22 protein-coding genes and 1 pseudogene are annotated in these 27,000 nt (G+C 53.2%); 15 read left to right on the top strand and 8 right to left on the bottom strand.

The genetic code is table 11. The features are described from left to right. Window positions 1-90: 90 nt before the first annotated feature. Together ABXT62_RS02830 and ABXT62_RS02825 are read right to left on the bottom strand one after the other, a co-directional pair. Window positions 91-873, bottom strand: coding sequence for a class I SAM-dependent methyltransferase (locus ABXT62_RS02830; RefSeq protein ID WP_415357032.1), 783 nt, complete (start codon window positions 871-873; stop codon window positions 91-93). A gap of 69 nt (window positions 874-942) precedes the next feature. After that, window positions 943-2,163: an argininosuccinate synthase gene (locus ABXT62_RS02825; protein ID WP_415357031.1), complete on the bottom strand. Its 1,221-nt coding sequence runs from the start codon at window positions 2,161-2,163 to the stop codon at window positions 943-945. 159 nt (window positions 2,164-2,322) lie between these two features. On the opposite strand from ABXT62_RS02825, the gene pyrC reads away from it, so the two are divergent. Both pyrC and rnt read left to right on the top strand, forming a co-directional pair. Then, window positions 2,323-3,375 (top strand): dihydroorotase, encoded by a 1,053-nt coding sequence (gene pyrC, locus ABXT62_RS02820; protein ID WP_415357030.1) that lies wholly within the window; start codon window positions 2,323-2,325, stop codon window positions 3,373-3,375. Beyond that, window positions 3,372-4,007, top strand: a complete 636-nt coding sequence (gene rnt, locus ABXT62_RS02815; RefSeq protein ID WP_415357029.1) for a ribonuclease T — start codon at window positions 3,372-3,374, stop codon at window positions 4,005-4,007. Before pyrC ends, rnt begins: the two co-directional genes overlap by 4 nt. Before the next feature lie 21 nt (window positions 4,008-4,028). On the opposite strand, the gene ABXT62_RS02810 is transcribed toward rnt, so the two are convergent. Genes ABXT62_RS02810 through mpl form a run of 4 tightly spaced genes read right to left on the bottom strand, consistent with a single transcriptional unit; the run spans window position 4,029 to window position 8,908 of the window. After that, window positions 4,029-4,625: an LON peptidase substrate-binding domain-containing protein gene (locus ABXT62_RS02810; protein WP_415357028.1), complete on the bottom strand. Its 597-nt coding sequence runs from the start codon at window positions 4,623-4,625 to the stop codon at window positions 4,029-4,031. Beyond that, window positions 4,622-4,903, bottom strand: a complete 282-nt coding sequence (locus tag ABXT62_RS02805) for a YkgJ family cysteine cluster protein (RefSeq protein WP_415357027.1) — start codon at window positions 4,901-4,903, stop codon at window positions 4,622-4,624. Before ABXT62_RS02805 ends, ABXT62_RS02810 begins: the two co-directional genes overlap by 4 nt. 46 nt (window positions 4,904-4,949) lie before the next feature. Beyond that, window positions 4,950-7,529 carry an efflux RND transporter permease subunit gene (locus ABXT62_RS02800; RefSeq protein WP_415357026.1) on the bottom strand — a complete coding sequence of 860 codons (2,580 nt, stop codon included), beginning with the start codon at window positions 7,527-7,529 and terminating at the stop codon, window positions 4,950-4,952. Next, window positions 7,526-8,908 (bottom strand): UDP-N-acetylmuramate:L-alanyl-gamma-D-glutamyl-meso-diaminopimelate ligase, encoded by a 1,383-nt coding sequence (mpl, locus tag ABXT62_RS02795; RefSeq protein ID WP_415357025.1) that lies wholly within the window; start codon window positions 8,906-8,908, stop codon window positions 7,526-7,528. The genes ABXT62_RS02800 and mpl overlap by 4 nt, the downstream gene beginning before the upstream one ends. A gap of 183 nt (window positions 8,909-9,091) precedes the next feature. On the opposite strand from mpl, the gene ABXT62_RS02790 reads away from it, so the two are divergent. Both ABXT62_RS02790 and ABXT62_RS02785 read left to right on the top strand, forming a co-directional pair. After that, entirely contained in the window at window positions 9,092-10,354 is a 1,263-nt protein-coding gene (locus ABXT62_RS02790; protein WP_415357024.1) for a 6-phosphofructokinase, read from the top strand. A 120-nt stretch (window positions 10,355-10,474) separates the two neighbouring features. Next, a complete protein-coding gene (locus ABXT62_RS02785) occupies window positions 10,475-11,119 on the top strand; it encodes an inorganic pyrophosphatase (RefSeq protein ID WP_415357023.1) in 645 nt (214 codons plus the stop codon). A 54-nt stretch (window positions 11,120-11,173) separates the two neighbouring features. Here ABXT62_RS02785 and ABXT62_RS02780 read toward each other — a convergent pair whose 3' ends face one another. Continuing rightward, complete coding sequence (locus tag ABXT62_RS02780) at window positions 11,174-11,896, bottom strand: M15 family metallopeptidase (protein ID WP_415357022.1); 723 nt, start codon at window positions 11,894-11,896, stop codon at window positions 11,174-11,176. A gap of 112 nt (window positions 11,897-12,008) precedes the next feature. Continuing rightward, on the bottom strand, window positions 12,009-13,196 hold the full coding sequence (locus tag ABXT62_RS02775) for a pyridoxal phosphate-dependent aminotransferase (protein WP_415357021.1): 1,188 nt from the start codon (window positions 13,194-13,196) through the stop codon (window positions 12,009-12,011). 556 nt (window positions 13,197-13,752) lie between these two features. On the opposite strand from ABXT62_RS02775, the pseudogene dksA reads away from it, so the two are divergent. The 11 genes and pseudogenes from dksA to acs all read left to right on the top strand — a co-directional run. Continuing rightward, a pseudogene (dksA, locus tag ABXT62_RS02770) lies at window positions 13,753-14,160 on the top strand (RNA polymerase-binding protein DksA); the annotation flags it as partial. An 18-nt stretch (window positions 14,161-14,178) separates the two neighbouring features. Further along, window positions 14,179-15,081 (top strand): tRNA glutamyl-Q(34) synthetase GluQRS, encoded by a 903-nt coding sequence (gluQRS, locus tag ABXT62_RS02765; RefSeq protein ID WP_415357020.1) that lies wholly within the window; start codon window positions 14,179-14,181, stop codon window positions 15,079-15,081. 102 nt (window positions 15,082-15,183) lie between these two features. Continuing rightward, window positions 15,184-15,360, top strand: a complete 177-nt coding sequence (locus tag ABXT62_RS02760; protein ID WP_415357019.1) for a hypothetical protein — start codon at window positions 15,184-15,186, stop codon at window positions 15,358-15,360. Further along, window positions 15,350-18,328: an ATP-binding protein gene (locus tag ABXT62_RS02755; protein WP_415357018.1), complete on the top strand. Its 2,979-nt coding sequence runs from the start codon at window positions 15,350-15,352 to the stop codon at window positions 18,326-18,328. Before ABXT62_RS02760 ends, ABXT62_RS02755 begins: the two co-directional genes overlap by 11 nt. An 89-nt stretch (window positions 18,329-18,417) precedes the next feature. Further along, the gene (locus ABXT62_RS02750; protein ID WP_415357017.1) at window positions 18,418-19,851 is read left to right on the top strand and encodes a sigma-54-dependent transcriptional regulator; all 1,434 of its coding nucleotides are present in this window, start codon (window positions 18,418-18,420) and stop codon (window positions 19,849-19,851) included. Window positions 19,852-20,331: 480 nt separating this feature from the next. Further along, a complete protein-coding gene (gene pcnB, locus ABXT62_RS02745; RefSeq protein ID WP_415357016.1) occupies window positions 20,332-21,696 on the top strand; it encodes a polynucleotide adenylyltransferase PcnB in 1,365 nt (454 codons plus the stop codon). Beyond that, on the top strand, window positions 21,693-22,193 hold the full coding sequence (gene folK / locus ABXT62_RS02740; protein ID WP_415357015.1) for a 2-amino-4-hydroxy-6-hydroxymethyldihydropteridine diphosphokinase: 501 nt from the start codon (window positions 21,693-21,695) through the stop codon (window positions 22,191-22,193). Before pcnB ends, folK begins: the two co-directional genes overlap by 4 nt. A 39-nt stretch (window positions 22,194-22,232) precedes the next feature. Then, window positions 22,233-22,913, top strand: coding sequence for a deoxynucleoside kinase (locus ABXT62_RS02735; protein ID WP_415357014.1), 681 nt, complete (start codon window positions 22,233-22,235; stop codon window positions 22,911-22,913). 56 nt (window positions 22,914-22,969) lie between these two features. After that, window positions 22,970-23,761 (top strand): 3-methyl-2-oxobutanoate hydroxymethyltransferase, encoded by a 792-nt coding sequence (gene panB, locus ABXT62_RS02730; protein WP_415357013.1) that lies wholly within the window; start codon window positions 22,970-22,972, stop codon window positions 23,759-23,761. A 268-nt stretch (window positions 23,762-24,029) separates the two neighbouring features. After that, entirely contained in the window at window positions 24,030-24,917 is an 888-nt protein-coding gene (gene panC, locus ABXT62_RS02725) for a pantoate--beta-alanine ligase (RefSeq protein ID WP_415357012.1), read from the top strand. 98 nt (window positions 24,918-25,015) lie between these two features. Then, window positions 25,016-26,947, top strand: coding sequence for an acetate--CoA ligase (gene acs / locus ABXT62_RS02720; protein ID WP_415357011.1), 1,932 nt, complete (start codon window positions 25,016-25,018; stop codon window positions 26,945-26,947). Window positions 26,948-27,000 lie beyond the last annotated feature (53 nt).

The raw sequence follows: 27,000 nt of genomic DNA, 5'->3' as shown, positions 1-27,000 counted from the left end.
TTCATCCACCGGCGCTATTGCGTTAGCGGTTAGCAGAACTACTTACTAATCAACGCTACACTCTTCTGCGACCAAAAAGCTATCAATGCGTCACACATTGAACATCGACTGGCCAAGTTCTCCTAGGTAATCCCGTAGCGGTGTACCCGATGCGATAGGTGCTATGCCGCGGCGAACTTCGCAAATGCCTCTGGCTACACGCACCAGAGGAATCCAGTCGGGATTTCGAGCGGATGCTACCACCAACTGAGCTATCAACATACTGAACGGGGTTTTCTGAACCACATCCCCCGCTACCGCAACTCGTCGCGCAAAATCTTCGGGGTCACTCGCCGCCTCTTCCATCAACCTGCGTTCTATCAGGTGATCCGCTGACCAATCTTCAATAATATAAACACCTGCCTGACGCAGACGGGGGAAAAGCATCTCAAACGTCGCAACCGAAGGGCCGTAGAGATGGCTCGCATCATCCACCACTACATCAAGGTATTCATCACCAAATACTTCCTGTACGAGTTCCGGCACTTTCTGGGTGTCCGACTGATCTACTCCCCAGCGAACATCAACACACTTTTTCTTGTCGTGTTCTTCCAAAAAAGACTGCAACGAGCAGACCGGCTCAGAGGAAAGCTCAATACCCAGCAGCGCTTTAGGTCGCAGCAGCTTGGTGAAATACGCAGTGCCGCCGCCTTGATCTATACCTACCTCCACCATATTGCAGCCTTGCAGCTCCAGTGCGAGGGCATTGTACCGCTCGATTAATTTTGGTGTTTTGCGCAAACAAACGCGTCCAGCCTGAGTGGGCTGCCGCAGGTTCGGCCGCAACTCAAAAGTGACACCGTCGACTTCTTCCATTCTCAAAATCTTGCTCATCCGATTATTCCACCCTCGATAATGTCGCCAGGGATGCGCCATCTGCGCGCTTGTTATGGTAAAGCCGGTCTACTGCGGCGAACGTCCTTTGTCTGCAGCAATGCGCATTCGCAGTGCGTTCAGTTTAATAAAACCCTCTGCATCTGCCTGATTGTAAGCCCCGGCATCGTCCTCAAACGTGGCAATGCTCTCATCAAACAGACTATCTTCAGACTGACGTCCCACAACCATCACATTACCCTTATAAAGCTTTAGCCGCACCGTACCATTAACAACCGCCTGGGAATCATCGATCGCCGCTTGCAACATCTTGCGTTCCGGCGACCACCAATAGCCGTTATAAATCATTAGCGCATAACGCGGCATGAGTTCATCCTTGAGATGTGCAACCTCACGATCTAACGTAATAGATTCGATTGCACGATGGGCCTTGAGCATAATTGTACCGCCAGGCGTTTCATAGCAACCGCGAGATTTCATACCCACGTAACGGTTTTCAACAATATCATCGCGGCCTATGCCATTCGCGCCGCCGACTTTATTCAGCTGCTCCAGGACGGTCGCTGGGGTCATCGTCTGGCCATCGATAGCGACGATGTCGCCGCGCTCAAATTCAAGTTCTATATAGGTCGCACTGTCCGGTGCGGCCTCCGGGTTGACACTCCAGCGCCACATGGACTCTTCGGGCTCGTTCCAAGGATTCTCCAGCAGATCGCCCTCATAGGAGATATGCAGCAAGTTAGCGTCCATCGAGTAAGGGGATTTTTTCTTCGCACTGGCATAATCCACCGGAATGTCATGCGTTTCACAATAAGCCATCAGCGATTCGCGTGAGCTCAGATCCCATTCCCGCCAAGGGGCAATCACCTGAATCCCCGGCTTCAAGGCGTAGGCACCCAGCTCAAAACGCACCTGATCATTGCCTTTGCCCGTGGCACCGTGCGAGATTGCATCGGCGCCGGTTTCATTCGCTATTTCTATCAGGCGCTTGGCGATGAGCGGTCGCGCAATAGAGGTCCCGAGCAGGTACTCTCCTTCATAGATGGTATTGGCGCGAAACATGGGGAAAACAAAATCACGTACAAATTCTTCACGCAGGTCATCGATATAGATTTCTTTGACGCCCATCGCCTCAGCCTTGGCACGTGCGGGCTCGACTTCCTCACCCTGGCCAATATCGGCAGTAAACGTCACCACTTCGCAGGCGTAATTGTCCTGCAACCAACGCACAATGACTGACGTATCCAGACCGCCGGAATAGGCCAACACAACCTTATTTACATCTGACATTTGAGGCTCCTCGGAGCTAGGATCAAAGTGGGCGAACATTCTAACGCTGGGAGGTCTCAATTCCCAGTCCCTAAGCCCTTAAAGGAGGCCACGCTGTAAAGAGTCTACCCTCTTCTGTGGTAGAATCTTAATCTGTTTTTTTAAGCTATAAGGTTCCTCGTGATCGAACTGACCATTACCCGCCCAGATGACTGGCATGTGCACCTGAGAGACGGGGCCGCCCTGCAGCGAACCTGTGCAGACCTAGCTCGCTATTTCGGCCGAGCAGTCATTATGCCCAACATAGTGCCCCCGGCAGCGACTGTTGCGCAGGCGCTCGCGTATCGTGATCGCATTATTGAGGCCATGAGTACGCTGCCACGGCAGTTTGAACCACTGATGGTACTTTATCTCACAGACCAGACCACAGCGGCAGAGGTTCGCCTGGCCGCCGCCACTGATGGCGTGCATGCCATCAAATTATACCCGGCGGGCGCAACCACCAACTCTTCCGCAGGGGTGGCTGAACTGGAAAAACTCTTTCCGACTCTGGCCGCTATGGAAGAAGCTGACCTACCCTTATTGATTCACGGCGAGGTCACTGATCGCGACATCGACATTTTCGATCGGGAAAAGGTCTTCATTGCTCGACATCTGGCACCAATCGCAGCACGTTTCCCGTCCCTGCGTATCGTGCTGGAACATATCACCACTGCCGATGCCGTGCAGTTCGTCAGTGCTGCGGGTACGAATGTCGCCGCTACCATTACACCGCATCATTTAATGTTTAACCGTAACGACATGCTGGTGGGCGGCATTCGACCCCACTATTATTGCCTGCCCGTGCTCAAGCGTAACACCCATCAAGAGGCGCTGCAGGCAGCCGCTATTTCGGGTAATTCTAAATTCTTCTTGGGTACAGATTCAGCGCCCCATAGCACGGACAGCAAAGAAAACAGCTGTGGCTGCGCCGGAATCTACTCCGCCCATGCGGCAGTAGAGTTTTATACTGAAATCTTTGAACAGCTAAACGCCCTTGAAAAACTGGAACCATTCGCGTCCCACTTCGGAGCAGATTTCTACCGCATGCCGCGTAATAAGGACACAATTACCTTGCATAAAAAGAGTTGGGATATCCCCGCAAAAATTCCTCTGGGAACAGGCACCCTGACCCCGCTGCGCGCGGCCGAATCAGTAGCCTGGCAGGTAATCGATTCCGGAGCCGACGTGTGAAAAGTATTACTGAGCACGAGATCAACGATCGCTTTCGCGGATTCCTACCGGTGATAATCGATGTGGAGACCGGTGGCTTCGTTGCCGGCACCGATGCCTTGCTAGAAGTGGGCGCGACCACCGTACGCATGGACGAAGACGGACAATTGGCGGTACACCGCACCTACAATTATCATATCCAGCCTTTTGAAGGCGCAAACATCGAGCAAGCGGCGTTGGATTTCACCGGCATAGACCCTTATCACCCCTTTAGAGAGGCTGTTACAGAAGAAGAAGCGCTGGGAGAATTATTCAACGTCGTTCGTAAGGAGATCCGCGACCGACAATGTACCCGCGCGATCCTCGTCGGACACAATGCACACTTCGACGCCGGCTTCATCACTGCGGCGGCGGAGCGCTGCGGCATCAAGCGCAATCCGTTCCACCCCTTTTCATTTTTCGATACTGCTACTTTGGCCGGCTTAGCCTTCGGACAAACCGTCTTGGCCAAGGCCTGCGCCGAAGCCGGCATTGCTTTTGACAACAACGAAGCACACTCCGCTGCCTATGATGCGGAGCGCACAGCAGAATTATTTTGTGACATCGTCAATCGTTGGAAAGAATCAGGCGGGTGGTTACCCGAGTTTAGCTAAAGCAAGGAGCACAAGCCCCAACTAGTCCTCACCACTAATCTGGTTCAGCAGCAGATGCAACTCCGACATCAACCCCTCAATGTTGTCGATACCCAGTAACTCGTACTTCAGACACTCCTCCAGCGGCAACAGCTGCAACAGGGTATAACCAACCTGCCAGGCATCATTGTAATCCACACGCAGATTCATACGCTGCACATGCGGATGTGTTTCGAGGCTGCGTAAGACGTCCAGCAATGACAGCCACTCTTCAGATAAAGGTGTCGCAGCGGTAGGCTGCTGCAGGTCAACTTGCCCCACTACTAATCCATTAGAGCGCGTGTGCGTCTTGTGCAACTCAAAGCGCTGGGCTCCTTCAATGGTAATTCCAAGCAGGCCATTGGACAGTTGATCCCAGTCCACGATACGGGCACAGGTGCCGTAGTCCCCCAACTCAGGTGCCGCACGACCACGCTGCCCGACTTCGCCGCCATGGCGTATCCACACCACACCGAAGGGAGTATCAGCCTTCATGCTTTCGCGCACCAAATCGAGATAACGCTGTTCAAAGATTTTTAGCGGCATACGGCCGAAGGGCAGCAACACCCCCGACAGCGGAAACAACGATAGCTCAGTCATACGTCACCTTCGAGAGCCAGCGCGTCTGGCAAACTTTGCAGCTCAAGCTGGGCCAGCCGGACCAAAGCCTGCTCACGATTATCACCGCAGAATTCGCGTTCCGCTTTAAAAGCATCACACAAATCAGGACGTCGCGCATCGCCAAACAAGATACAGCGCATGCTCGGGCTTAAGTGAACACAGGACACGCCAGCCGGCTTACCGTTTGGCATGGCGTAAAAAGGCTGATGAATTGAAATAGCGATACAACAGGCGCCGCAGTCTGTTCGACACTCCATCAGACGCGGGGCCGCTGCGCTCGTGCGAATTTAACGCCAAGGCAACTCACGCAGTGCCCTCAGGACCTAAGGGCTTAAATACGAGAATTAAACGTGGCAGGAGTAACAACGCACCCAATACCGCAGCCGCCATGGCCAGCACGGTGAGCAGTCCAAAATAAATACTGGGATTAAAATTGGATAGCGTGAGAGTCGAAAATCCGACCACTACCGTCAGTGTGGTGTAGTACATCGCACGACCGATGCTATTGTGGCAGCGATACATGGCGGCGCAGTAGTCCCGATCCACCGCGAACTCTTTGATAAAACGATGAACGTAATGAATGCAGTCATCGACACCGATGCCCACAACGATAGCGGCGATAGTAATCGTCATGATATCCAAAGGAATACCCAAAAGGCCCATAGCGCCCAATACTAGGCCCGCGGCCAGCATATTGGGCGCCAACGTGATCAAAGCCAGAGACAGTGATCGAAACAACAGCAAGAACATAATGAGAATGGCGCCAAAGACGGCACCAAGCGTGAGTATCTGTGACTGAAACAGACTTTGTAACACATTATTATAAAGAACCAACATGCCGGTGAACTGTATTCGCTCCGGCGCCAAACCGAGTGGCCCTTCAAGGTGCTCACGCACGCCGCGCAGAAACTCATCTCGGCGCAGGTCTTTACTGGTTTCTCTCACACGCACCGTCAATCTCACCTGTTCATTCTGTTCAGAGAAATAAGGAGAGACCATCAGTTCTTTTAGATCATCGGGGAAGCTCTTTTGTACGATCGCCAGTTCAACGCCACCGATATCTTGCCCCATCAAATCTTTCACCACCGCGAACACAGTTGACAACGACAGCACTTTACCTGTCTCAGGCAAGGAGTCGATGTAGTTGTGCACCCGATCAAGCTCGCGCATACCCGCCAAACTAAACCAGTAGCTGGGCTGAAAATTGTCTGCTGAAGTGGCGAACTCATCCGTGTCATTTGCGAACTCATCGTCCCAGTCATCGTCACCGAACGCATCGTCTAAGGCGAAGGGATCATCGGCGGATATTGGTATCGGTTCCGAGCTGGACGCGACCCTCTCTAAGCCCGGTAATGGCGCGTCCCTGTCGGGGGGCGAAATAATAATGTCCAGAGGGATAGTGCCGCCTAGCATGGTGTCCAGCAACTCCATACCCTGATAGATCTCCGTCGTTTTTTTGAAATAATCAATGAAGCGGTTTTCTACCTGAAGGCGACTGATGCCGACGACGACAAGAACAACCAACAGGCCACTGACCAACAAAACACTGTTTCCATGCCGGTCGGTCAGACGAGCGAAGAACGCAGTGAGCGCAGGATCGCTTCCCGAATGGTGATGCGGTCTACCTTCTGGCCAAACCAGCATCAGGCAGGGCACAACAACAAACGACATCAGCAATGCCACGCACACACCCACCGTCATCATCCAGCCAAAATCGATGACCGGCTGGATACCCGACACCACCAGAGACATGAAGGCTACTATCGTCGTAAGACCGGTGTAAAAACACGGTACCGCCATCAGCTTCATGCTCTGCAGCACGCGCTCGTGAAAATCTCCGTCTGGATCCTCAGCATGTAACTCTCGGTAGCGCACTATCAGGTGGATAGCCATGGCCAGAGAAATGATGAGTAACACCGCAACAAAATTAGACGAGATGACCGTCATGCGCCAGTCCAGTGCACCGAGCAGACCGAGCATGATCAGCACCGTCCCTGCACAGGTAACCAGTGGAATCACAACCCAACGCACACGACGAAAAATAATAGCCAGCGCCACCATCATGATGCCCAAAATCGCACTGCCGAAAACCACTAGATCGTTACTGACGAAGCTCACCATGTCTGCAGCAATCATCGGCACGCCGCCGACAAACAATCGAGCATGACCCGTATACTGTGCAGCGATTTTCCGCACGTTTTGCACCAATAGCTGATCACGCTCCAGCACAACCGCCGAGCGAATCTTGAACGCTGCCTCGATAGACTCCAGCTCTCTGCGCTGTGATGCGGAGAGACTTTCACTATTCCGCTTGGACCGCAGGGCTTCACGCGTATCCAGTAATTCGAAATAGAGCTCATCACGATACAGGTTGATCTGTACAGCACTGATGAGACCGTCACGACTCACCAGTAGATCGGCATAAATCGGACTGGTGGTAAGTTCTCGCAGCACCATATCCAGATCCAGATCCGGCTGCTCCAGCGTAGGCAGGGGATCAGCGGATATCATATCGGACAGCGTAACGGGCGGACTCTCCAACAGCGGCACATCCAAAATGGTGACAACAGAAGATACGCCGTCTAGCCGCCTCAATGCCTCGGCCATCTCGCCCAGTGGTTCCAGCGACTGCGGCGACAACAGCGGTGCATTGGGCTGCCAAGTAATTAGCACAAAGTCTTCAGCGCTATACTCTTTGGAGACCTGCCGGTAGAACTCCAAAGAGGGGTCACCCTGCAACATTAGGGAGTCGGCAGAAGCATCGATTTTGATTTTGTCCAGTTGCGTCGACATTGCTGCCAGCAACAGCACCACTAGAAGCAGGGATAGCCACGGACGGCGCAGCACCAGAACATCGTAAAAAGACGAAAGTGATGCATTCATAGGGATGCTACATCCTGCAAGTGATTCAGAAGTTTCTGGTGAATACCACCAAAGCCACCATTGCTCATAATGACAACCTGATCACCGGCAACGACCTCAGCCGCAACCCGCATCACCAGCGCGTCCACATCGTCTATCACCGTCGCAGGCACCGGACTGTCCGCTACCACCGATTCCAGCGACCAGTCGATGCCCGCAGGCTGGAACCAATAGACCGAATCGGCCTCCGCAGTGGCCGCCGCCAGCTGTTGTCGATGCTCACCCATGCGCATGGTATTGGAGCGGGGCTCTATCAGTGCAATGACGCGACCACTTCCGGCGCGCGCGCGCAGCCCCTGCAAAGTCGTCGCAATAGCCGTCGGGTGATGAGCAAAATCATCGTACAGCGCCACATCGCCGGGCCTACCCAACAATTCCAGTCGGCGTTTGACACCCTGGAATTCTTCGAGGGCTGCCACTGCCACATCCGGTGTAACACCGGCATGTCGCGCCGCCACGAGGGCGGCAAGCGCATTTTCAACATTGTGACGGCCACAGTGTGACCAATAGACATCTCTGGCCTCGCCGCCACCAAACGCCACACGAAATGCCGAACCGTCTTCTGCCAGCAGTTGTGCACTCCAGTCAGCAGTGCTGTTCTCGCCGATGCCAAAAGACGTTGTGGGCGTCCAGCAACCCATGGCCAGCGTGTCCTCTATAGCCTGAACGGCATGGCGGCACACAATCAGTCCCTCACCGGGGACGCAGCGCACGACATGGTGAAACTGGCGCTGAATTGCCGCCAAATTATCGAAAATGTCGGCATGATCGAACTCCAGATTATTAATCGTCAAGGTGCGCGGACGATAGTGAACAAATTTGGACCGTTTATCAAAAAATGCAGTGTCGTACTCATCGGCCTCAACCACAAAAAAATCCGAATCACCACAGCGCGCCGAGACGCCAAAATTCGCAGGCACTCCACCAATGAGAAAGCCCGGCGCCATCCCTGCGTATTCCAGTATCCAGGCCAGCATGCTACTAGTGGTGGTTTTGCCATGAGTGCCAGACACTGCCAACACCCATTTGCCCTGTAGCATATGCTCTGCCAGCCACTGAGGCCCTGATGTATAGGGCAGGCCCGTATTCAGCAAATACTCAACTAATGGGTTGCCCCGTGTCATAGCGTTGCCGACCACCACGCAATCCGGGCGTGGTTGCAAATGCTCGGGGGAATAACCTTCCATCAGGTCGATACCGGCAGCACGCAGTTGAGTGCTCATGGGAGGATAGACACTGGCATCAGAACCCGTCACCCGATAACCCAACTCCCTCGCCAGCAATGCGATGCCACCCATGAACGTGCCACAAATGCCGAGAATATGAATGTGCCCTTTCAACAACTGCTCCCTGCATAAAAGGCGCATAATAGCATGTGCTTGTCGACCGCTACAGTCAGCGAAGCAAAACCATCGCGGCAGTGCACAAGTTGTGCCAATTGCCGTACACTCTAAGCCGAAACCAAACAACCTCATTAACGTAGCCGGAGCATGCGCGCTCCCTCCATCAGGAACCGACAATACATGCCAAAGAGAAATGCCTTCTACGCCCAGTCTGGCGGCGTCACGGCTGTGATTAATGCTTCTGCCTGTGGCGTCATTGAGACCGCCAGGAAGCATCGCTCACAGATCGGCAAGGTCTACGCTGGCCGCAACGGCATCATTGGCGCGCTGCAAGAGGACCTGATCGATACCAGCAAGGAAAGCGCCGCCGCCATTCATGGGCTGCTGACAACGCCCGCAGGTGCTTTCGGCTCCTGCCGCCACAAACTGAAAAGTCTGCAGGAAAACCCTGCCGAGTATGAACGGCTTCTTGAGGTGTTCAAGGCGCACAACATCGGCTACTTCTTTTATAACGGAGGGGGAGACTCTGCTGACACCTGCCTAAAGGTCTCTCAGTTGGGCCAGGCCACCGGTTATCCACTGCAAGCCATCCACATACCAAAAACGATCGATAATGACCTTCCGCTGACCGACAACTGCCCAGGATTTGGTTCTGTGGCGAAGTACATCGCCATCTCCACGCGCGAAGCGGCGATGGATGTAGCCTCAATGTGTGAGACCTCCACCAAAGTCTTCATCCTGGAAGTTATGGGGCGCCATGCCGGCTGGATTGCTGCAGCCAGTGGTTTAGCCGCGACGCAAAAAGGCGATGCCCCGCACATAATTCTGTTTCCAGAAATCGCCTTTGACCGAGACAAGTTCATGGCGAAAGTACAGCGCACCGTCAAACGTCACGGCTACTGTGTCATCGTCGCCTCAGAGGGAGCCCAATACAAGGACGGCACCTTCCTGGCAGAGTCCGGGCTCAAAGATGCCTTTGGCCACAGCCAACTGGGCGGGCTAGCCCCGCAGTTAGCGCAGATGATTAAATTAGAGTTCGGTTACAAATATCACTGGGCGGTGGCGGATTATCTGCAACGCTCGGCACGGCATATTGCCTCCCAGACTGATGTGGATCAAGCTTATGCAGTGGGCGAGGCTGCTGTTACGTTTGCCCTGCGTGGCGACAATGCCATTATGCCCTGCATCGTGCGCGGCAAAGGAAAACGCTACAGCTGGTCCATCGGTGAGGCATCTCTGGAAGATGTGGCCAATCGCGAGAAAAAGATGCCACGCAACTACATCAGCCGCGACGGTTTTGGTATTACCGATGCAGCAAAAGCCTATCTGACGCCTCTCATCGCGGGGGAGGCCTATCCAGAATACCGCAACGGTTTGCCAAACTATGTCCGATTGAAAAACATATCCGTGCCACGAAAACTAAAAACTCCGTTCAAATTGTAGCGATAAACCCTACATAACCACTAATTTTTCTCGACTCGGGCAAGATTTTGCCTGCTGTTATCTGTACACTGCGCCCCGTCTGAATCTTGCAACCAACCCCCATGAATTCGAGGTAAAACCATGTATAGCAATAGTGAGTTTAATCGATGGCGCCGCCACCCCTGGCATGGCCTGCACGTGCGGGCGGATGACGCGCCCAAAGATATCGTTCAGGTTTACATCGAAATGACACCTTCTGACGTCGTCAAATATGAGCTGGATAAAGCATCGGGCTTCCTGATGGTAGACCGGCCTCAGCGCACGACATCAAGTCCACCGGCTCTCTATGGTTTCATTCCGCGGACTTACTGTGCGGAAGAAGTCGCCAAGCGCTGCCCGGGAGTGGAGGTTGCGGACGGCGACCCACTGGACATCTGCGTGTTTTCCGAGCGTCACATCACCCGCGCAGACATTCTGCTAAAAGCCCGAGTGGTGGGTGGCATTCAAATGATTGATGGCGGCGAAGCCGACGACAAAATTGTGGCGGTGCTTGAGGGAGACAACATCTGGGGCGATGTGCACGACATCGCTGACCTGCCAGCGATCAAAACCGAGCGCCTGCAGCATTACTTTTCTACCTACAAAATGGTTCCAGGCAAAGAGAACAACGTTAAGGTGGACCTTGTCTATGGTCGCGAGGAAGCCCTAAAAGTCATTGCCGCTGCCGAACTAGATTACAATCATCACTTCGGGCACCTACACACTGAAGCGAAGGCGAGCGAGTAACGTCCAGCACACAGTCCCCCTCTCGATATCACATCACGATTCACAGAGGGGTGTTTACAACAAGATAGTGGGACACCAATCTTCGGGCACAGCAACATACCGCGCCAAGATTTGCGGCAAATCTGCGTCAACCTCCGCTTTTAATAGCATCTCCTCTTCAACGGCCTCACAGCCCCAACAAAAAGCCAGTGCTGCACTGTTAAACTGCGCAGCACACGCAACTGACAACGGCGCGTAGCTCAGGTGCCAGCGCTCGGGTGCAACACCGCCGCGATCTTTCCCATAGGGTCGAAAAAATCCGTGTGACTCACCAGCGGCCAATCTCGCATCCAGCCAACAATGCAGCCGATCGAATACACCGCCTGCAGCAACTTCATCGGGGGATAACTGCAACAGATACTCTGAAGGCACGGCCGCAGCGTCGTACACATCTAGATCCGTGCCCCAGTGATGCCGCGACGTACCAGGCATTGCCGAGTAACGCAAGATCGCATGGAGCTGTTCCGTGCGGGACAATCGTTCGATCGATATAGGGCGACCATGATCATCGTGTATCGGTCGGGTGCCGGCGGCCTTGCCGTTCCAAATGGCGAGTTGGCGGTAGAAAGGTCGAAAACTACTGGCTATCGACAGTTCGAAGCCAGCGTTGCGGGCATCTGACTGGAGCACCGTAAAGGCTCGAGCTACCTCGCTTTGTAAACGATGGCCGTCGGCGAGCATGACAAGATGCGTTTCATCCAGTCCCGTTAACTGCCTTGGGTTGAGCGCCCTGACCATAGGTGGCATCTCCGCTGAAGTTGCTTAATTCTGGCACCGGAATTTCCACGATACCGCTTTGTCTTGAGTATCCTAACGCGAACCTGAGAAAAGCAACACTTGTGTGCCTCTATCAACCCAACACCTTCGCCAGCCGCTCCACAGCAAGCTCCAGACGATCCATGCTCGTCGTGTAGGAGAAACGCACATGCTGACTAGCCAGGTGATGACCGAAATCCACACCCGGCGTCAGAGCGATGCCGTGCTCCTCGAGTAAGTTCAGGCAAAATTGCTGACTATCGTCGGTAAAACGGCTGGCATCAGCATAGATATAGAAAGCCCCCTGTGGATGACAGGGCACCAAAAAGCCCAGTTCCTGCACCGCTGATAACAGGTAGTCCCTGCGCTGACCAAATATCTCCCGGCGCTGTTCCAGTATCTCCCGTGTCCCCGGCTCAAAACCTGCTAGCGCTGCATACTGGGCCATGGTAGACATCGAAATAAATAAATTCTGAGACAGCTTCTCCATCTCAGCCGTCGCCGCCTCTGGCGCTACCAGCCAACCCAGACGCCAACCCGTCATGCCGAAGTATTTCGAAAAGCTATTGATAACGAACGCATCGGGGTCGACTTCCAATACCGATGGAGCCGATCCGTCATAAACCAGCCCATGATAAATCTCATCTACCAGTAGATAGCCATTACGCGATCGCACGGCCCCCGACAGACCCGTCAGTTCCTCCTGGGACAGCGCAGTGCCGGTGGGGTTTGCCGGTGAAGCCACCATGGCCCCGATAGTATTGTCCTGCCAGTGGGCCTGGACCAGTTCGGCATTCAATTGGTAGTTGCTGCCAGCACCCACCGGCACCAATTGCCCACGCCCTTCCACCAGGCGCATAAAGTGTCGATTGCAGGGATAACCGGGGTCGGTCATAAGCATGCCGTCACCGGGGTTCATTAACAGTGCCGCAATCAATAACAGGGCACCGGAAGCACCGGGCGTAATGAGGATACGCGAAGGTGCAATGTCTAAACCGTAGACGTCAGCGTAATGCCGTGACAACGCCTCGCGCAGTTGTGGAATGCCGGCAGCCTGGGAATAGTGCGTCGCACCGCGCGCGAGAGCGGCCTGACCCGCTTCTACGATGGGCGCCGCGGTAACAAAATCGGGCTCGCCAGCCGCCATGTGCACAATGTCGGCACCGCCCGCTGCCAACTGCGTTGCTCGAGCCAACACTTCCACCACCCTGAATGGCTCAATTTCAGCCATGCGCTGGGAAAAGCCCCCTGGCCTATAAATGGATTTTCTCGGATCCAACATAGATAACCTCGACTGTGGCAAGCCGGCCATACTAGCAACTGCTGATTGGGGGTGATAGCAAGCGAGAAAAAGCGTAAGGAAATACTGGCAGGACCCGCTGTTATCTGGTAGCTTCTCCGCCCTCGGATTTGGGCCCCTCTTGGCAGCCCTTACCAGAAGAATTGTAGACATTGTCAAGTTACCTTTGCCGTATGGAAAAATAACCATGCCTCGAGCAGCCAAAACACCGAAAACGACCAAAACGACTAAAGCGGTCAAACCCGCTAAAGCCGCCGCTGCGACTAAAGCGGTCAAACCCGTTAAGGCCGCTGCTGCGACTAAAACAGGCAAACCCGCTAAGGCCGCCGCTGCGACTAAAACAAGCAAACCCGCTAAGGCCGCCGCTGTGACTAAAACAAGCAAACCTGCTAAGGCCGCCACTGCGACTAAAACGGTCAAACCCGCTAAGGCCGCCGCTGCGACTAAAACGGTCAAACCCGCTAAGGGCGCTAAGGCCGCTACTGCGACTAAAACAGTCAAAAGACCCAAAGCGCCCAAGAATTCAGTCGGCCTTGAGTTCAACAATTTCGAGCCCTACAAACCGAAACGGGGCGAAAAGTACATGAATGAGCAACAGCGCGAGCATTTTAAGACGATCTTGCTGAATTGGAAGAGCGATTTGATGCAAGAAGTGGATCGCACTGTAAACCATATGAAAGATGAAGCTGCCAACTTCCCTGATCCAGCCGATCGAGCCACTCAGGAAGAAGAATTCAGTCTGGAATTGCGCACACGAGACAGAGAGCGCAAGCTGATCAAGAAGATCGACTCCACTATGGAGCTCATTGATGTTGACGACTACGGATACTGTGAGGCCTGTGGCGTTGATATAGGCATCAAGCGTCTCGAAGCCAGACCGACTGCGACCCAATGTATCGATTGCAAGACGCTGGCCGAGATCAAAGAAAAACAGGAAATGGGCTAAGCTCTGCGGGCGCTAACGGTGCCCCGCTCTAACATACAGTACCGAGGGCGTTTCGCGCCCTCGCCCACCGGTCCGCTGCACCTAGGCTCTCTGATTGCTGCCCTAGCAAGCTTTCTAGACGCTCGTCACTCCACTGGCAGCTGGCTGGTCCGCATGGAAGACCTTGACCTTCCCCGCGAGGAACCTGGCGCTGCCGACAGCATCCTCCACAGCCTGCAATGTCACGGCTTACACTGGGACGAAAATATCCTGTACCAGAGTACACGGACCTCAGCATACGCCGCTGCGCTCACTCATCTAGCGGATCGCGGCAACCTTTTCCCCTGTGACTGCACCCGCGCAATACTGAGCACAAGCGGCGCCTGTCAGGGCAATTGCCGAACATCTCAGACAAAAATATCCGGCCCTGCTGCTGTCAGAATCAGTGTTCCTTGTGAACAGGACATTCTGTTCACAGATAGACTGCAAGGGCCAGAGCACACATTGCTGGGTCAATCTCTGCAAGATTTCGTGGTAAAACGAAAGGACAAACTGTATGCCTATCAGCTAGCAGTGGTCGTCGACGATGCCGAGCAGGGTATCACCCACGTTGTGCGCGGGTCGGACCTGCTCGACTCAACACCACGCCAGATCTTTCTGCAGCAACGCTTGGATTATCCTACTCCCCGCTATTGCCACCTTCCTGTCATAACAACTGGGCAGGGACAAAAATTTAGCAAACAGAACCACGCGCCCGCACTGGACAACCGCATGGCTCACAGTAACCTGCTCTGTGCCTTGCGCTTCCTGCACCAATGCGAACCACCGGCGGCGCTGGCGAGCGTCGAACAACTGCTAGCCTACGCTATCGAGCACTGGTCACTCGAGCAGGTCCCAGCCGTGTCGTCCATCCCTGCCGCCAGCATTGGCCTGAGTGCATGAACTTTACGCACAGCAGTCGCTTCAGTAGTATCCAATGCCAGACAGCGTTTCAGCAATGTTTTCATCAATACAGTAACGGCTACTAATGGGGGAACTTGGATCATGTATATCAACCGCTTCCTGTTACTGACTGTCGGCGTTGTGCTGATTTTTTTTCCCGCGATCGAGAGCTGGGTGGTCAGTTCAGAAGTCGCCTGGTACCGGCCCTACCAGTTGTGGCTGTTGATCGTGGCAGCAGCCTACTGGAACCAGCGCAAGAGATATCCAGATGATCTTTAGCCTCAGTCAAATACTGCTGGTTATTATTGCTTATCTTACCGGCTTGTTTGCAGTGGCTTATCTGGCCGACCGCGGCATCATCCCGAAACGCATTACCCATCACCCCGCCGTCTATGTCCTTTCTCTAGGTGTATTCGCTGGAGCAATGGCCAGCAATGGCGTGATCGCCATGGCCCACCAGTTCGGCTACAACTTTTTACTGTACTACCTCGGCGTGGTCTTAATGTTTGTGTTGCCCCTCGTACTGTTGATGCCTCTGTTGCGACTGTGCAGGGTCTATCAACTCGCTTCTCTGGCAGACGTCCTGACGTTCCGTTTTCGCAGCCCTTGGGTCGGGTCTGCGGTGACCGTTGCTATGTGCATCACACTGCTGCCGCTGCTCGCGCTCCAAATTCAGGCAGTATCCGAGAGCATCCATATCCTTGCTGGTGACAGTGCGACCGAGTCGTTCGGTGGAAATCGAAATAACCTGCTGGCATTTCTTTTTTGCGTCATCATCACAGTATTTTCCATCCTGTTCGGTACTCGCCATGTATCATCTCAGCACCGTAACACCGGTTTAGTGACTGCCATCGCGTTTGAATCGCTAGTCAAGTTAAGTGCTATGTTGATTCTTTTCTTCGCAGCGGTTTACGCCGTATTCGGGGGCATTGCGGGGCTGGAACAGTGGTTACTTGAAAATCCGCAGATGAGCAATCAACTGGCCCAGCCTATCCAGGGCGACGATGCCCGCGCCCTGTTGCTGATATTTTTCGCGGGCGCAGTGTGTATGCCCCACATCTTTCATATGGCTTTTGCCGAAAACAACGACAGTCGCGGCTTGCGCATTGCCACTTGGGGGCTTCCGCTCTATCTGCTGTTACTGAGTCTGCCCATTCTTCCGGTGACCTGGGCAGGGGTCAAGCTGGGCCACGAGTTGCCGATGGACTACACTGGGCTGGCGATTGGCATGGCCCTGCAGTCCGGTGCGATCAGTACCGCCGCCTTTGTAGCGGGCCTATCAGCCTCCAGTGCCACTATTATCATCACGACACTGGCACTGTCCAATATGTGTCTCAATCACCTGGTGCTGCCTTTTCGTCCGCTGCAAATCAATCGAAGACAAGATATCTATGTTCAGCTCAAATGGCTGCGCCGGGGTCTAATTACGATTCTTATTCTGGCCGGGTATATCTTTTTTACGACACTAAACGGTCGGCAAAGCCTCTCGCAGCTGGCGTTGGTGGCGTTCATTGGCACACTACAGTTTCTGCCAGGCATCATTGCTACTCCCTATTGGCCCCGAGCCAACCGCACCGGCCTCCTCGTTGGTCTCAGCGGCGGACTGGGCATCTGGTTTTTCTCAATGCTGTTACCGCTGTTCGGCGGACAAAACCCGGAACTGCTCACCTCGCTCTACTCCAAGGTGCTAGGGCACAACGATAAGTTGTCGACAGCCACTGCTCTGGTTTCATTGGGAATCAATACCGCCTTGTTCATTGTCATTTCGCTTGTGACAAGAAGGAGCTCAGACGAGGAAAAAATTGCCGCAGAGATTTGCTCTATGGACGACCTCGCCCGACCTACACGTCGGATATTGTCCGTCTACAGCCCTGCAGCATTCAGCCAGCGCCTGGCGTTGTCTCTGGGAGAAAACACTGCAAAATCCGAAGTCGAAAGAGCGCTAAGTGAACTACAATTTTCGTCCTCTGAGACCAGGCCCTATGCTCTGAGGCGCCTGCGCGCGCGACTAGAAGCAAATTTGTCGGGGCTACTGGGTCCTGCCGTCGCCCACCGTATCATCGAAGGCCGCATTCCCTTCCTGCCTGGCGCGCACACCGACACCGAAGACATCCACCTGATGGAGCGAACCCTCGATCAGACCAAACCCCATTTTACAGGATTGGCGGCGGATCTGGATAATCTGCGCAGACACCACAGAGAAACACTGGACAAACTCCCTATAGGCGCTTGCTCGATTAGTGCCGACGGCGAGCTACTCATGTGGAATCAAAGTATGCAGCGGATCACCGGAATCGCGCCAACTGATGTTCTGGGATCTTTATTGGGCAACATCCCGCATCCATGGGGCTCTATTCTTGAAGGGTTTCTGCGAGGGGACACTGAAACGGTGATAAAAAAAGAAGTCGCTATGGAGAACAGTCCTTCACGCTGGGTTGATCTGCACAAAACACTGATCAAGGACAACCATGATAGCAATACAGTCATCATGGTGGAGGACATTACCGACATCGAATTACTGGAAGAAGAGCTGCTACAAAATGAACGCTTGGCGTCAATTGGTCGTCTCGCCGCCGGTGTCGCTCATGAAATCGGCAACCCAGTCACTGGCATCGCGTGTCTTGCACAAAATCTCGAGTACGAATCAGACCCGAAGGAAATCCGCATCATGGCGCAGGATATCCTTAAGCAAACCAGTCGGGTCACGCGGATAGTAGAATCACTGATGAACTTTTCACACGCGGGCTCATCTTTGGAAAAGACTAAACTGGCGCCCGCCAACCTAGCAGACTGTGTGGACGAAGCCATTCATTTGTTGGCCTTAGACAGAGAAGCCACGCCGGTGCAGTTTGACAATCAGTGCGACCGGGAATTACTGGTACTGGCAGATAGCCAGCGCCTGTTACAGGTGTTTATCAACCTGCTGGGTAACGCCAGAGACGCTTGTGACAACAACGGGGAGGTGCATATACGGGCCAGTACAGGTGGTGATCAAGTACAAATTGATGTGGAAGACAACGGCAGCGGCATTCCACAGGCACTACAGGCCCAGGTCTTCGAGCCTTTCTTCACCACCAAGGATCCCGGTGTTGGCACCGGACTGGGGCTGGCACTGGTATTTAGCATTATGGATGACATGAATGGCAAAGTTCATCTCACGAGCCCAGTAAGCCAGGATGCTCAATGCGGCACCCGGGTCACCCTATCTTTATCGTCCGCCTGTTACGGGCCGGGCTATGAAATGTAACCTTAAGTAAGAGGCATCTGCTCGCCTAGGCTGGAATATTCCACTGGGGAGTAGTATGTTGAGTAGGAATGACTCATAGGTAACACCGTATGCAAAAGATTCTCATTGTCGAAGATGAGTCCGTTATCAGGACTGCTTTGCGTCGCCTACTGGAACGACACAACTTTCAGGTCAGCGAGGCCGGCTCAGTACAAGAAGCGGAAAAAGATCACACTTTTACCAATTTTGACCTCGTCATCAGTGACTTACGTCTTCCTGGCGCGCCAGGTACCGACCTGATTAAAAAAGCGGGGGATGTGCCGGTATTAATTATGACCAGCTATGCCAGCCTGCGATCAGCCGTAGATTCTATGCGTATGGGCGCAGTGGACTATATCGCCAAACCTTTTGATCACGGCGATATGGTCATCGCCGTGCAACGCATCATTGCCGATCACCCTACCGCTCGTCCTGCGAAAGAGTCCGCAACCATCGACGGAACGTTTTCTGCGGTGGACGGCATAATCGGCAATTGTCCCGCGATGCGGTTGCTCTTTGAGCATATCAAAAAAATGGCGCCCACTGACTCTACAGTGCTGGTGCTAGGTGAAACAGGGACGGGTAAGGAGTTGGTGGCGCGCAGCGTACACGAAAGTAGCCTGCGCGCCGATAACATCATGATTTCGGTCAACTGCGCAGCAATTCCCGATACACTTATCGAGTCTGAGCTGTTTGGCTACGAAAAAGGCGCCTTCACGGGCGCCAACGCCAGTCGTATGGGGCTGATTGAAGCCGCTGATGGGGGCACGCTGTTTCTCGATGAGATTGGCGAACTGCCCATGGAGGCGCAGGCACGACTGCTGCGCTTTATTCAGGAGGGAGAAATTCGTCGCATAGGGTCGGTGCATTCGCGCAAGGTCAACGTTCGACTGATCTGCGCTACCCACCGCAATTTGCAAAGTCTGGCAGCGGACGGATTGTTCCGCAAAGACCTATTCTATCGGATAAATGTCCTTTGCTTGGCGCTACCACCCCTGAGAGAACGGGGCAAAGACATCCTGTATCTGGCCGAACGTATGCTGGAAACCCAGACAGGACGTTCCGGGAAAAGCCTTATGCGCTTGTCTCCGCGAGCCATCCAAGCTATTACAACCTACCAATGGCCGGGAAATGTCAGAGAGCTGGAGCACGCCATTGAACGGGCAGTAGTCTTGTCCAACGGTGAAGAAATCGACAATCAAGCACTCGGCATTGATCTCGAACTGGTCAACATCAACCGTATTCGCGGTCAGGAGAGCCCCAATGCTTCGATCAGCCCAAGTGCCGTCACACCAAATCATGACCCCGGAGAAAACCTGTCACTGGAGGATTATTTTCAGCGCTTCGTGCTGGAACACCAGGATTCCATGAGCGAAACGGAGCTGGCGCAAAAGTTAGGTGTCAGCCGCAAATGCCTGTGGGAGCGCCGCCAACGATTTGGTATGCCCAGAAATAAGGGCAATGTGAATAACCGAACCAAAATCACTGCTACTGAGGACAAATAACCGTTACCCAAGCGCGAACGCACACCTCAAACGAGAGTATTTTAGTAACAAAAAGGTCTTTCCTCCTGGACCCAGTATACGCCATAAATTATAACCCCCTGATTAGTATAGAATAATTTAATTTGGCATGGAATTTGCTATGTAAAAGGTAGTAGACCAATAAAAATAATAGCTGCTGCAATAAAAATAACAAAGCCTGATATGGATCTGGATGGGGGAAGATATCTTCCCTTCATTTTTGTTTTTTTGCGTATTATGCGAAGCCGAAAGGCGATGGTCTAAGGTCAATTTGGCGACTGGCGATGCGACTTTTTAGGCCCCTGGAGGCAGTAAAGCATTCAAAACTGACGTTGTTTTGATCATCTCAATAAAAATAACAACACACAGCAATAAAAATAATTCCTAAAGGAAGATCTGGACGGGGGAAACAGTGTTTCCCCTTTCTTTTGCCCGCACTTTGCTCGCCCATCCAGCGGCACCGTGATTACTTCTGTGGTAGACTTAAGACCGGTAGAAAACCCTCAACAGGCTCTTATTCGTTTGGACATAATCCCTAGGGATCAACACTGTATATCCCGCAAAAATATCAGCGACGGTGCGCTCAAGGTCATGTCGCGATTACGTAGCGGTGGATTCCAGGCCTATCTCGTTGGGGGCGCAGTTCGCGACCTGTTACTCGGCGGGCGTCCCAAGGACTTTGATATCGCAACGGATGCGACACCAGAAGCTGTAACGGCACTGTTTCGCAATTCCCGCATCATTGGTCGTCGCTTTCGAATTGTACACGTGCGTTTTGGTCGCGAGATCATAGAAGTAACCACCTTCCGCGGCCATCACGACACCAAACTCAATGAAAGCCAACAAGACGAGAAGGGGGGCAACCACTCCCGACAGTCTGCCAGCGGCCTTCTGCTTCGAGATAATGTCTACGGCACACTGGAAGAAGATGCTGCGCGACGCGATCTCAGCGTAAACGCCCTGTACTACGATTCCGGCAAGTTCGAAGTATTCGATCACCTACACGGTCTTAAAGATCTCGAAAACCGCACTATTTGTATTATCGGCATTCCAGAGCAGCGCTACACAGAAGACCCCGTGCGTATGTTACGTGTGGTTCGTTTCGCAGCCAAACTTGATTTCAGCATTGATCAACAGACAGCCGAGGCTATTCCTCGCTGTGCGCACCTGCTCGCAGAGATTCCCGCCGCGCGATTGTTTGACGAATTTCTGAAACTGTTCCTCGCAGGAAGCGCTGCAAAAACACTGGACAACCTTCTGGAATACGACCTACTGCGCTACCTGTTTCCGGGCACCAGCCAATGCATCCAACAGGACGACAAAGCACTGACATTGGTTCAGGCGGCCATGGGCAATACCGACGAGCGTCTGGCCGAGGGCAAGCATGTGACACCAGCCTTTATTCTCGCGGCCCTCTTGTGGCCAATTGTCAGCAAGCAATTTGAAGTCCTTGAGAGCAGCGGTGAGGCGCCGATGGTGGCAATGCACAGTGCGGCACACAGCGCAATTACAGAAGCCGTTAAGCACATTTCTATTCCCCGTCGCTTCAGTCAACCAATGCGAGAAATTTGGGAGTTTCAACTGCGTCTGCAGCGACGGTCAGGACGTAAGGCCGTGGAACTGATCGAGCACCGTCGCTTCAGGGCTGCTTATGATTTTCTACTACTGCGAGAGCAAGCCGGAGAAGACACCGGTGAACTGGGCAGCTGGTGGACGGAGATTCAGGAGTTGCCGCCAGAGCAGCGTTTGGAAAAAGCGGCATCTATGGAGGACAACCACAAGCGACCCAAAAGAATTCGGAAGCGTCGCCCCAACCCCGCACCGTGACACCCGCCTACATTGGTCTGGGCAGCAATCTGTGCGACCCAAAAAATCAATTGCACAAAGCTTTGGCCGCACTGGAACAGCTGCGGGACACACGTATTGAACGGATATCGAGCCTTTACAGCAGTGCGGCGGTCGGACCAGGCATCCAACCCAATTACCTCAATGCTGTACTGCTGCTTGCTACGAATCTGTCCCCGATAGCACTACTGGACGCCGTACAACAGATAGAACTGGATCAAGGCCGTGTACGAGATATTCGGTGGGGGGCTCGCACCCTCGATATCGACCTGCTGTTATACGGCGACCTACAGATAGATTCGCTGCGATTAACCGTGCCGCACCCGCGCATGCAGCAACGCAATTTCGTACTGTATCCCCTGCGTGAAATCAGCGACACTAATCTGGTATTGCCAGACGGAAGTGATCTGGATACGTTATTACAACAGTGTACAGATGCAGACCTGATCAGGACTGAATACCCGCTACTAGTCAACTAACACTCGCCAAGCGGGTAGCACAAAAGAGGGCCATGCCTAATGCCGGACACAAGGGCTATCAAGATAGATTTGAAGGGGCGCACCCCGCCTGCCTTCATTGCCGTGGAAGGCTCCATAGGGGTAGGTAAGACAACCCTCGCCAAAAAACTGGCCGCCAGCTTCAACTATGCTGTGCTGCTTGAGGAAGCTGAAGAGAATCCGTTCCTTGAAAAATTCTACCAGCGTCGCAAGCAGGCAGCCTTAGCGACTCAATTGTTTTTCCTCTTTCAACGGGCCCAAAAGATCCAGGATATCCGTCAGGCTGACATTTTTGAGCCCGCGCGCGTGACCGACTTTCTCATCGAGAAAGACCCGCTGTTTGCGAGAATTAACCTAGACAGAGATGAGTATCAGCTCTATGACAAGGTCTATAAACAGCTCACCATAGATGCGCCTAAGCCTGACCTTGTCGTTTACCTGCAGGCATCCACCGATGTCTTGCTATCTCGCATCGAAAACCGGGGTTTAGCCATCGAGAGAAACATAGACAGGGGCTATCTTGAACGACTGAACGAAGTGTACAGTGAGTTCTTTCTATATTACGATGACGCTCCATTGCTCATCGTCAACGCCAGCGAAATCGACCTGGCAAACAACGCAGCAGATTACAAAGACCTGGTAAATTATTTGCTCGATATTCGTAGTGGGCGCCACTACTTCAATCCCACATTTTTCAGATAGTGTTGCTACCGTGCAGAACCTGAAGTAGTGACAAAGAATCAGACAGGACTCTAGCCATGGGTAAAATTACGATTAGCACCCTGGACAAGATGAAAGCCAGCGGTGAAAAGTTTGTCTGTATCACTGCCTATGACGCCACCTTCTCACGGATTATCAGCGAGGTAGGTGCAGAAGCAATTCTGGTGGGCGATTCTCTGGGCATGGTGCTACAGGGCCACGACAGTACTATACCGGTGACGATCTCCGACATGGCCTACCATACACAGTGCGTATGCCGAGCAGAGCCGAAATCACTGGTTATCGCAGACCTCCCGTTTATGAGTTATACAACCACGCAACAGGCTATGGAGAGCGCCACTCAACTTATGCAAGCAGGTGCGCATATGGTGAAAATGGAAGGCGGCACTTGGCTGAGCGACACCATCAGCAGTTTGGTCGAGCGTGGAATTCCTGTATGCGCCCACCTCGGCCTCACGCCCCAATCTGTCAATACGTTTGGAGGCTTCAAAGTACAGGGGCGGACACCCAAGGAAGCCAAGTCTATTTTGGCAGATGCTGTGGAAATTCAGGACGCCGGCGCGAGCCTGGTGGTACTGGAGTGCGTGCCCTCACACCTGGCCGCCGATATCACTCGGAAGCTGGATATTCCCGTCATTGGTATCGGCGCAGGACGCGATACCGATGGGCAGGTTTTAGTCATGCACGACTTGCTCGGACTTTCGCAGCACACGGCACGATTCGTACAAAACTTCATGGAAGACCAATCCAGTATTGCCGGCGGTCTCCGCGCCTTTGTCGACGCGGTCAAAGCGGGCCGTTACCCGCAGGAAGAGCATACTTACAACTGATCACCGCTGAGCACGGCTGCAGTGTTATCGCATGATAAGTGAGCACTCACAGACTCAATGTGGTGTAAGAACACGGTTACGGCTCTTTTGCTGCTTCTTTTCGTAACAAATAATGTGAATTGTCCCTAAAAACACGTTGCTGGGCGAGATATGTTGAGGCATACTTCCGAGCAATCCAAGAGTAGAATCGAGTTCAGGGTAAGAGTTAAAACCCGTGTTGTTTTGCTGGTTTAGCGTTGTCATTTCGGACCTCAGGGATACAGTAGATATGCGAACTTATAGCAGCAATGCTCAGTTGCAATCCGCTCTTCGCGGTTTTCGCCACAATGGTCAGAGCATTGGTTTTGTCCCGACGATGGGAAATCTGCACGAGGGCCATTTGGACCTCGTCCGCAAAGCTCGTCAGCTATGTGACATCGTTGTCGTCAGCATTTTCATCAATCCCTTGCAATTTGGTCCTAGCGACGACCTTGATGCCTACCCTCGCACACTGGCCGCTGACAAAGAAAAATTATTCAGCGAAGGCGTTCAAGTTTTGTATACGCCTGGTGTAAAAGACATTTACCCGGAAGGGATGCAGGCTCAAACTCTCGTGCACGTTCCTGACTTGGGTGAAACGCTCTGTGGTAGTAGTCGACCAGGTCATTTTGACGGCGTTACCACCGTCGTTAGCAAATTGTTCAATATCGTACAGCCCGACATAGCGGTTTTCGGTGAGAAAGACTTCCAACAGCTGTCTATTGTCCGAAAAATGGTGAAAGACCTGTGTATACCGATCAACATCGTCGGGGTCGCTACCACCCGTGACGAGGATGGCTTGGCCAAAAGTTCTCGTAACGGTTACCTCTCCTTTGAGCAGAGGCGTATCGCGCCCACATTAAACCAAACCCTTAATAGTTGCCGTGAAGCTATTGCGTGTGGCTTTGACAACTTTTTTGAATTGGAATCACACGCACGTATCAAGTTACTGCAGGCGGGGTTTGATGCAGACTACTTTGCCGTTCGCGATGCCCACACTCTTCTTGCCGTTACAGAAGACACTGAGGAAATTGCTATCCTAGCGGCGGCTTGTCTGGGCTCCACGCGTCTTATTGACAACGTGAGGCTGTCACTCAACCCAGTATCCGATTGGGGCATGCTGGCCAGCGGCCACTAAACCCGCATTCTTTTTATCCCGTTGTCAGCGACCGGCTTGCACAACACAGCCGGGCACGTATTGTCTTGTGCTGCGCAAATATATTAAGGGAAAACCATATGCCTATCTCTCTCACCCGTCCAGTACCTGCCAATTTCAACGACGCCCATATAGATGCTCAACGCTATCGGGATATGTATCAGCAGTCATTGAATGATCCTGAAACCTTCTGGGCAGAAATGGCTAATGAATTTTTGGATTGGGATCACACGTGGGACACCGTTGTCCGCTATGACTTCAGCAAGGGTGATGCCGAATGGTTCGCCGGAGGCAAGCTCAATGTATCCTACAATTGCATTGACCGGCACCTACCCCAACGAGCTGACCAGACAGCACTGATCTGGGAAGGCGATGATCCGGCCGACTGCAAACACATTACCTATGGTGAATTGAAAGATCACGTCTGCAGATTGGCCAACACTCTAAAAGCTCGCGGTGTGCGCAAGGGCGACCGGGTCTGTATCTATATGCCGATGATTCCTGAAGCGGCCTTTGCGATGTTAGCCTGCACCCGCATTGGTGCTGTGCACTCGGTGGTGTTTGGCGGATTTTCTCCAGAAGCCCTTAAAGATCGAATATTGGACTCAAACTGTCAGACTCTGATCACCGCAGATGAAGGTGTTCGCGGAGGTAAGAAGGTCTCACTCAAGGCCAATGCAGACAAGGCGCTGGCCGCCTGCCCCAATATTCATACCTGTCTGGTAGTAAAACACACCGGCGGGGATATCGAATGGCACGAAGACCGGGACATCTGGTACCACGACACAGTTGACAGTGCAGACAGCGATTGCACACCCGAGTCCATGGATGCAGAGGACCCTCTCTTCATACTCTATACATCAGGTTCCACCGGCAAACCCAAAGGGGTTCTACACACCACTGGCGGCTACCTCCTGCAATCCGCCATGTCATTCAAGTATGTGTTTGACTATCGCGAAGGTGACGTTTTCTGGTGTACGGCTGATGTGGGATGGATAACTGGGCACACTTATATTATCTATGGCCCGCTCGCCAATGGCGCAATTTCTCTGATGTTTGAGGGCGTGCCTACCTATCCCGACGCAGGCCGCTGCTGGGAGGTTATCGACAAACACCAGGTCAACACGTTTTACACTGCACCTACAGCAATCCGCGCCCTTCACGCGATGGGCGATGAGCCAGTCACTCGCAGCTCACGCGCAAGCCTGAGGCTATTGGGCACCGTGGGGGAACCCATCAACCCGGAAGCCTGGGAGTGGTATTACAACGTGATTGGCGACTCTCGCTGCCCTATCGTAGACACCTGGTGGCAAACGGAAACAGGTGCTCACATGATCACTCCCCTACCCGGAGCCATGGCCCTGAAGCCCGGTTCCGCGAGCCTACCCTTCTTCGGCGTCGACCTGGCATTGTTAACTGAACAAGGCGTCGAAATCGAAGGGCCTGGCGCAGGCTACCTTGTCATTAAATCGTCCTGGCCTGGCCAAATCCGCAGTGTGTATGGTGACCATCAGCGCATGATTGATACCTATTTCAAACCCTACCCCGGCTACTACTTCACCGGAGACGGTGCCAGTCGTGATGAGGATGGCTATTATAGAATCACCGGTCGCGTGGATGACGTGCTTAACGTCTCTGGTCACCGCTTGGGTACTGCCGAAATCGAAAGCGCCCTCGTGCTGCACGCGCTAATCTCTGAGGCTGCAGTGGTGGGCTATCCTCACGACATCAAAGGCCAGGGCATCTACGCCTACGTCACACCCATGCAGGGTGTCGAGCCATCCGAAAAGTTACGGGCCGAATTGATAGCCTCATGCGCGGCAGAAATTGGAACCATCGCTAAACCCGATATAATTCAGTGGGCACCCGGGCTACCTAAAACCCGTTCAGGAAAAATTATGCGCAGAATCCTGCGTAAAATCGCTGAAAACGAACTGGATAACCTAGGCGATATCAGTACGCTAGCAGATCCATCTGTAGTGGAGAACCTGGTAAAGAATCGACCGTCCTGAGCCGCCCCGGCATCACACAACAATCTCATTCAGCTTGAGGCTGACAAAAAATC

The organism is Halioglobus sp. Uisw_031 (assembly GCF_047729875.1).
In the GTDB taxonomy this organism is placed as follows: domain Bacteria; phylum Pseudomonadota; class Gammaproteobacteria; order Pseudomonadales; family Halieaceae; genus Marimicrobium.
Note: the sequence above shows the minus strand (reverse complement) of the source record. Positions and strands in the feature narration are given on the sequence as shown.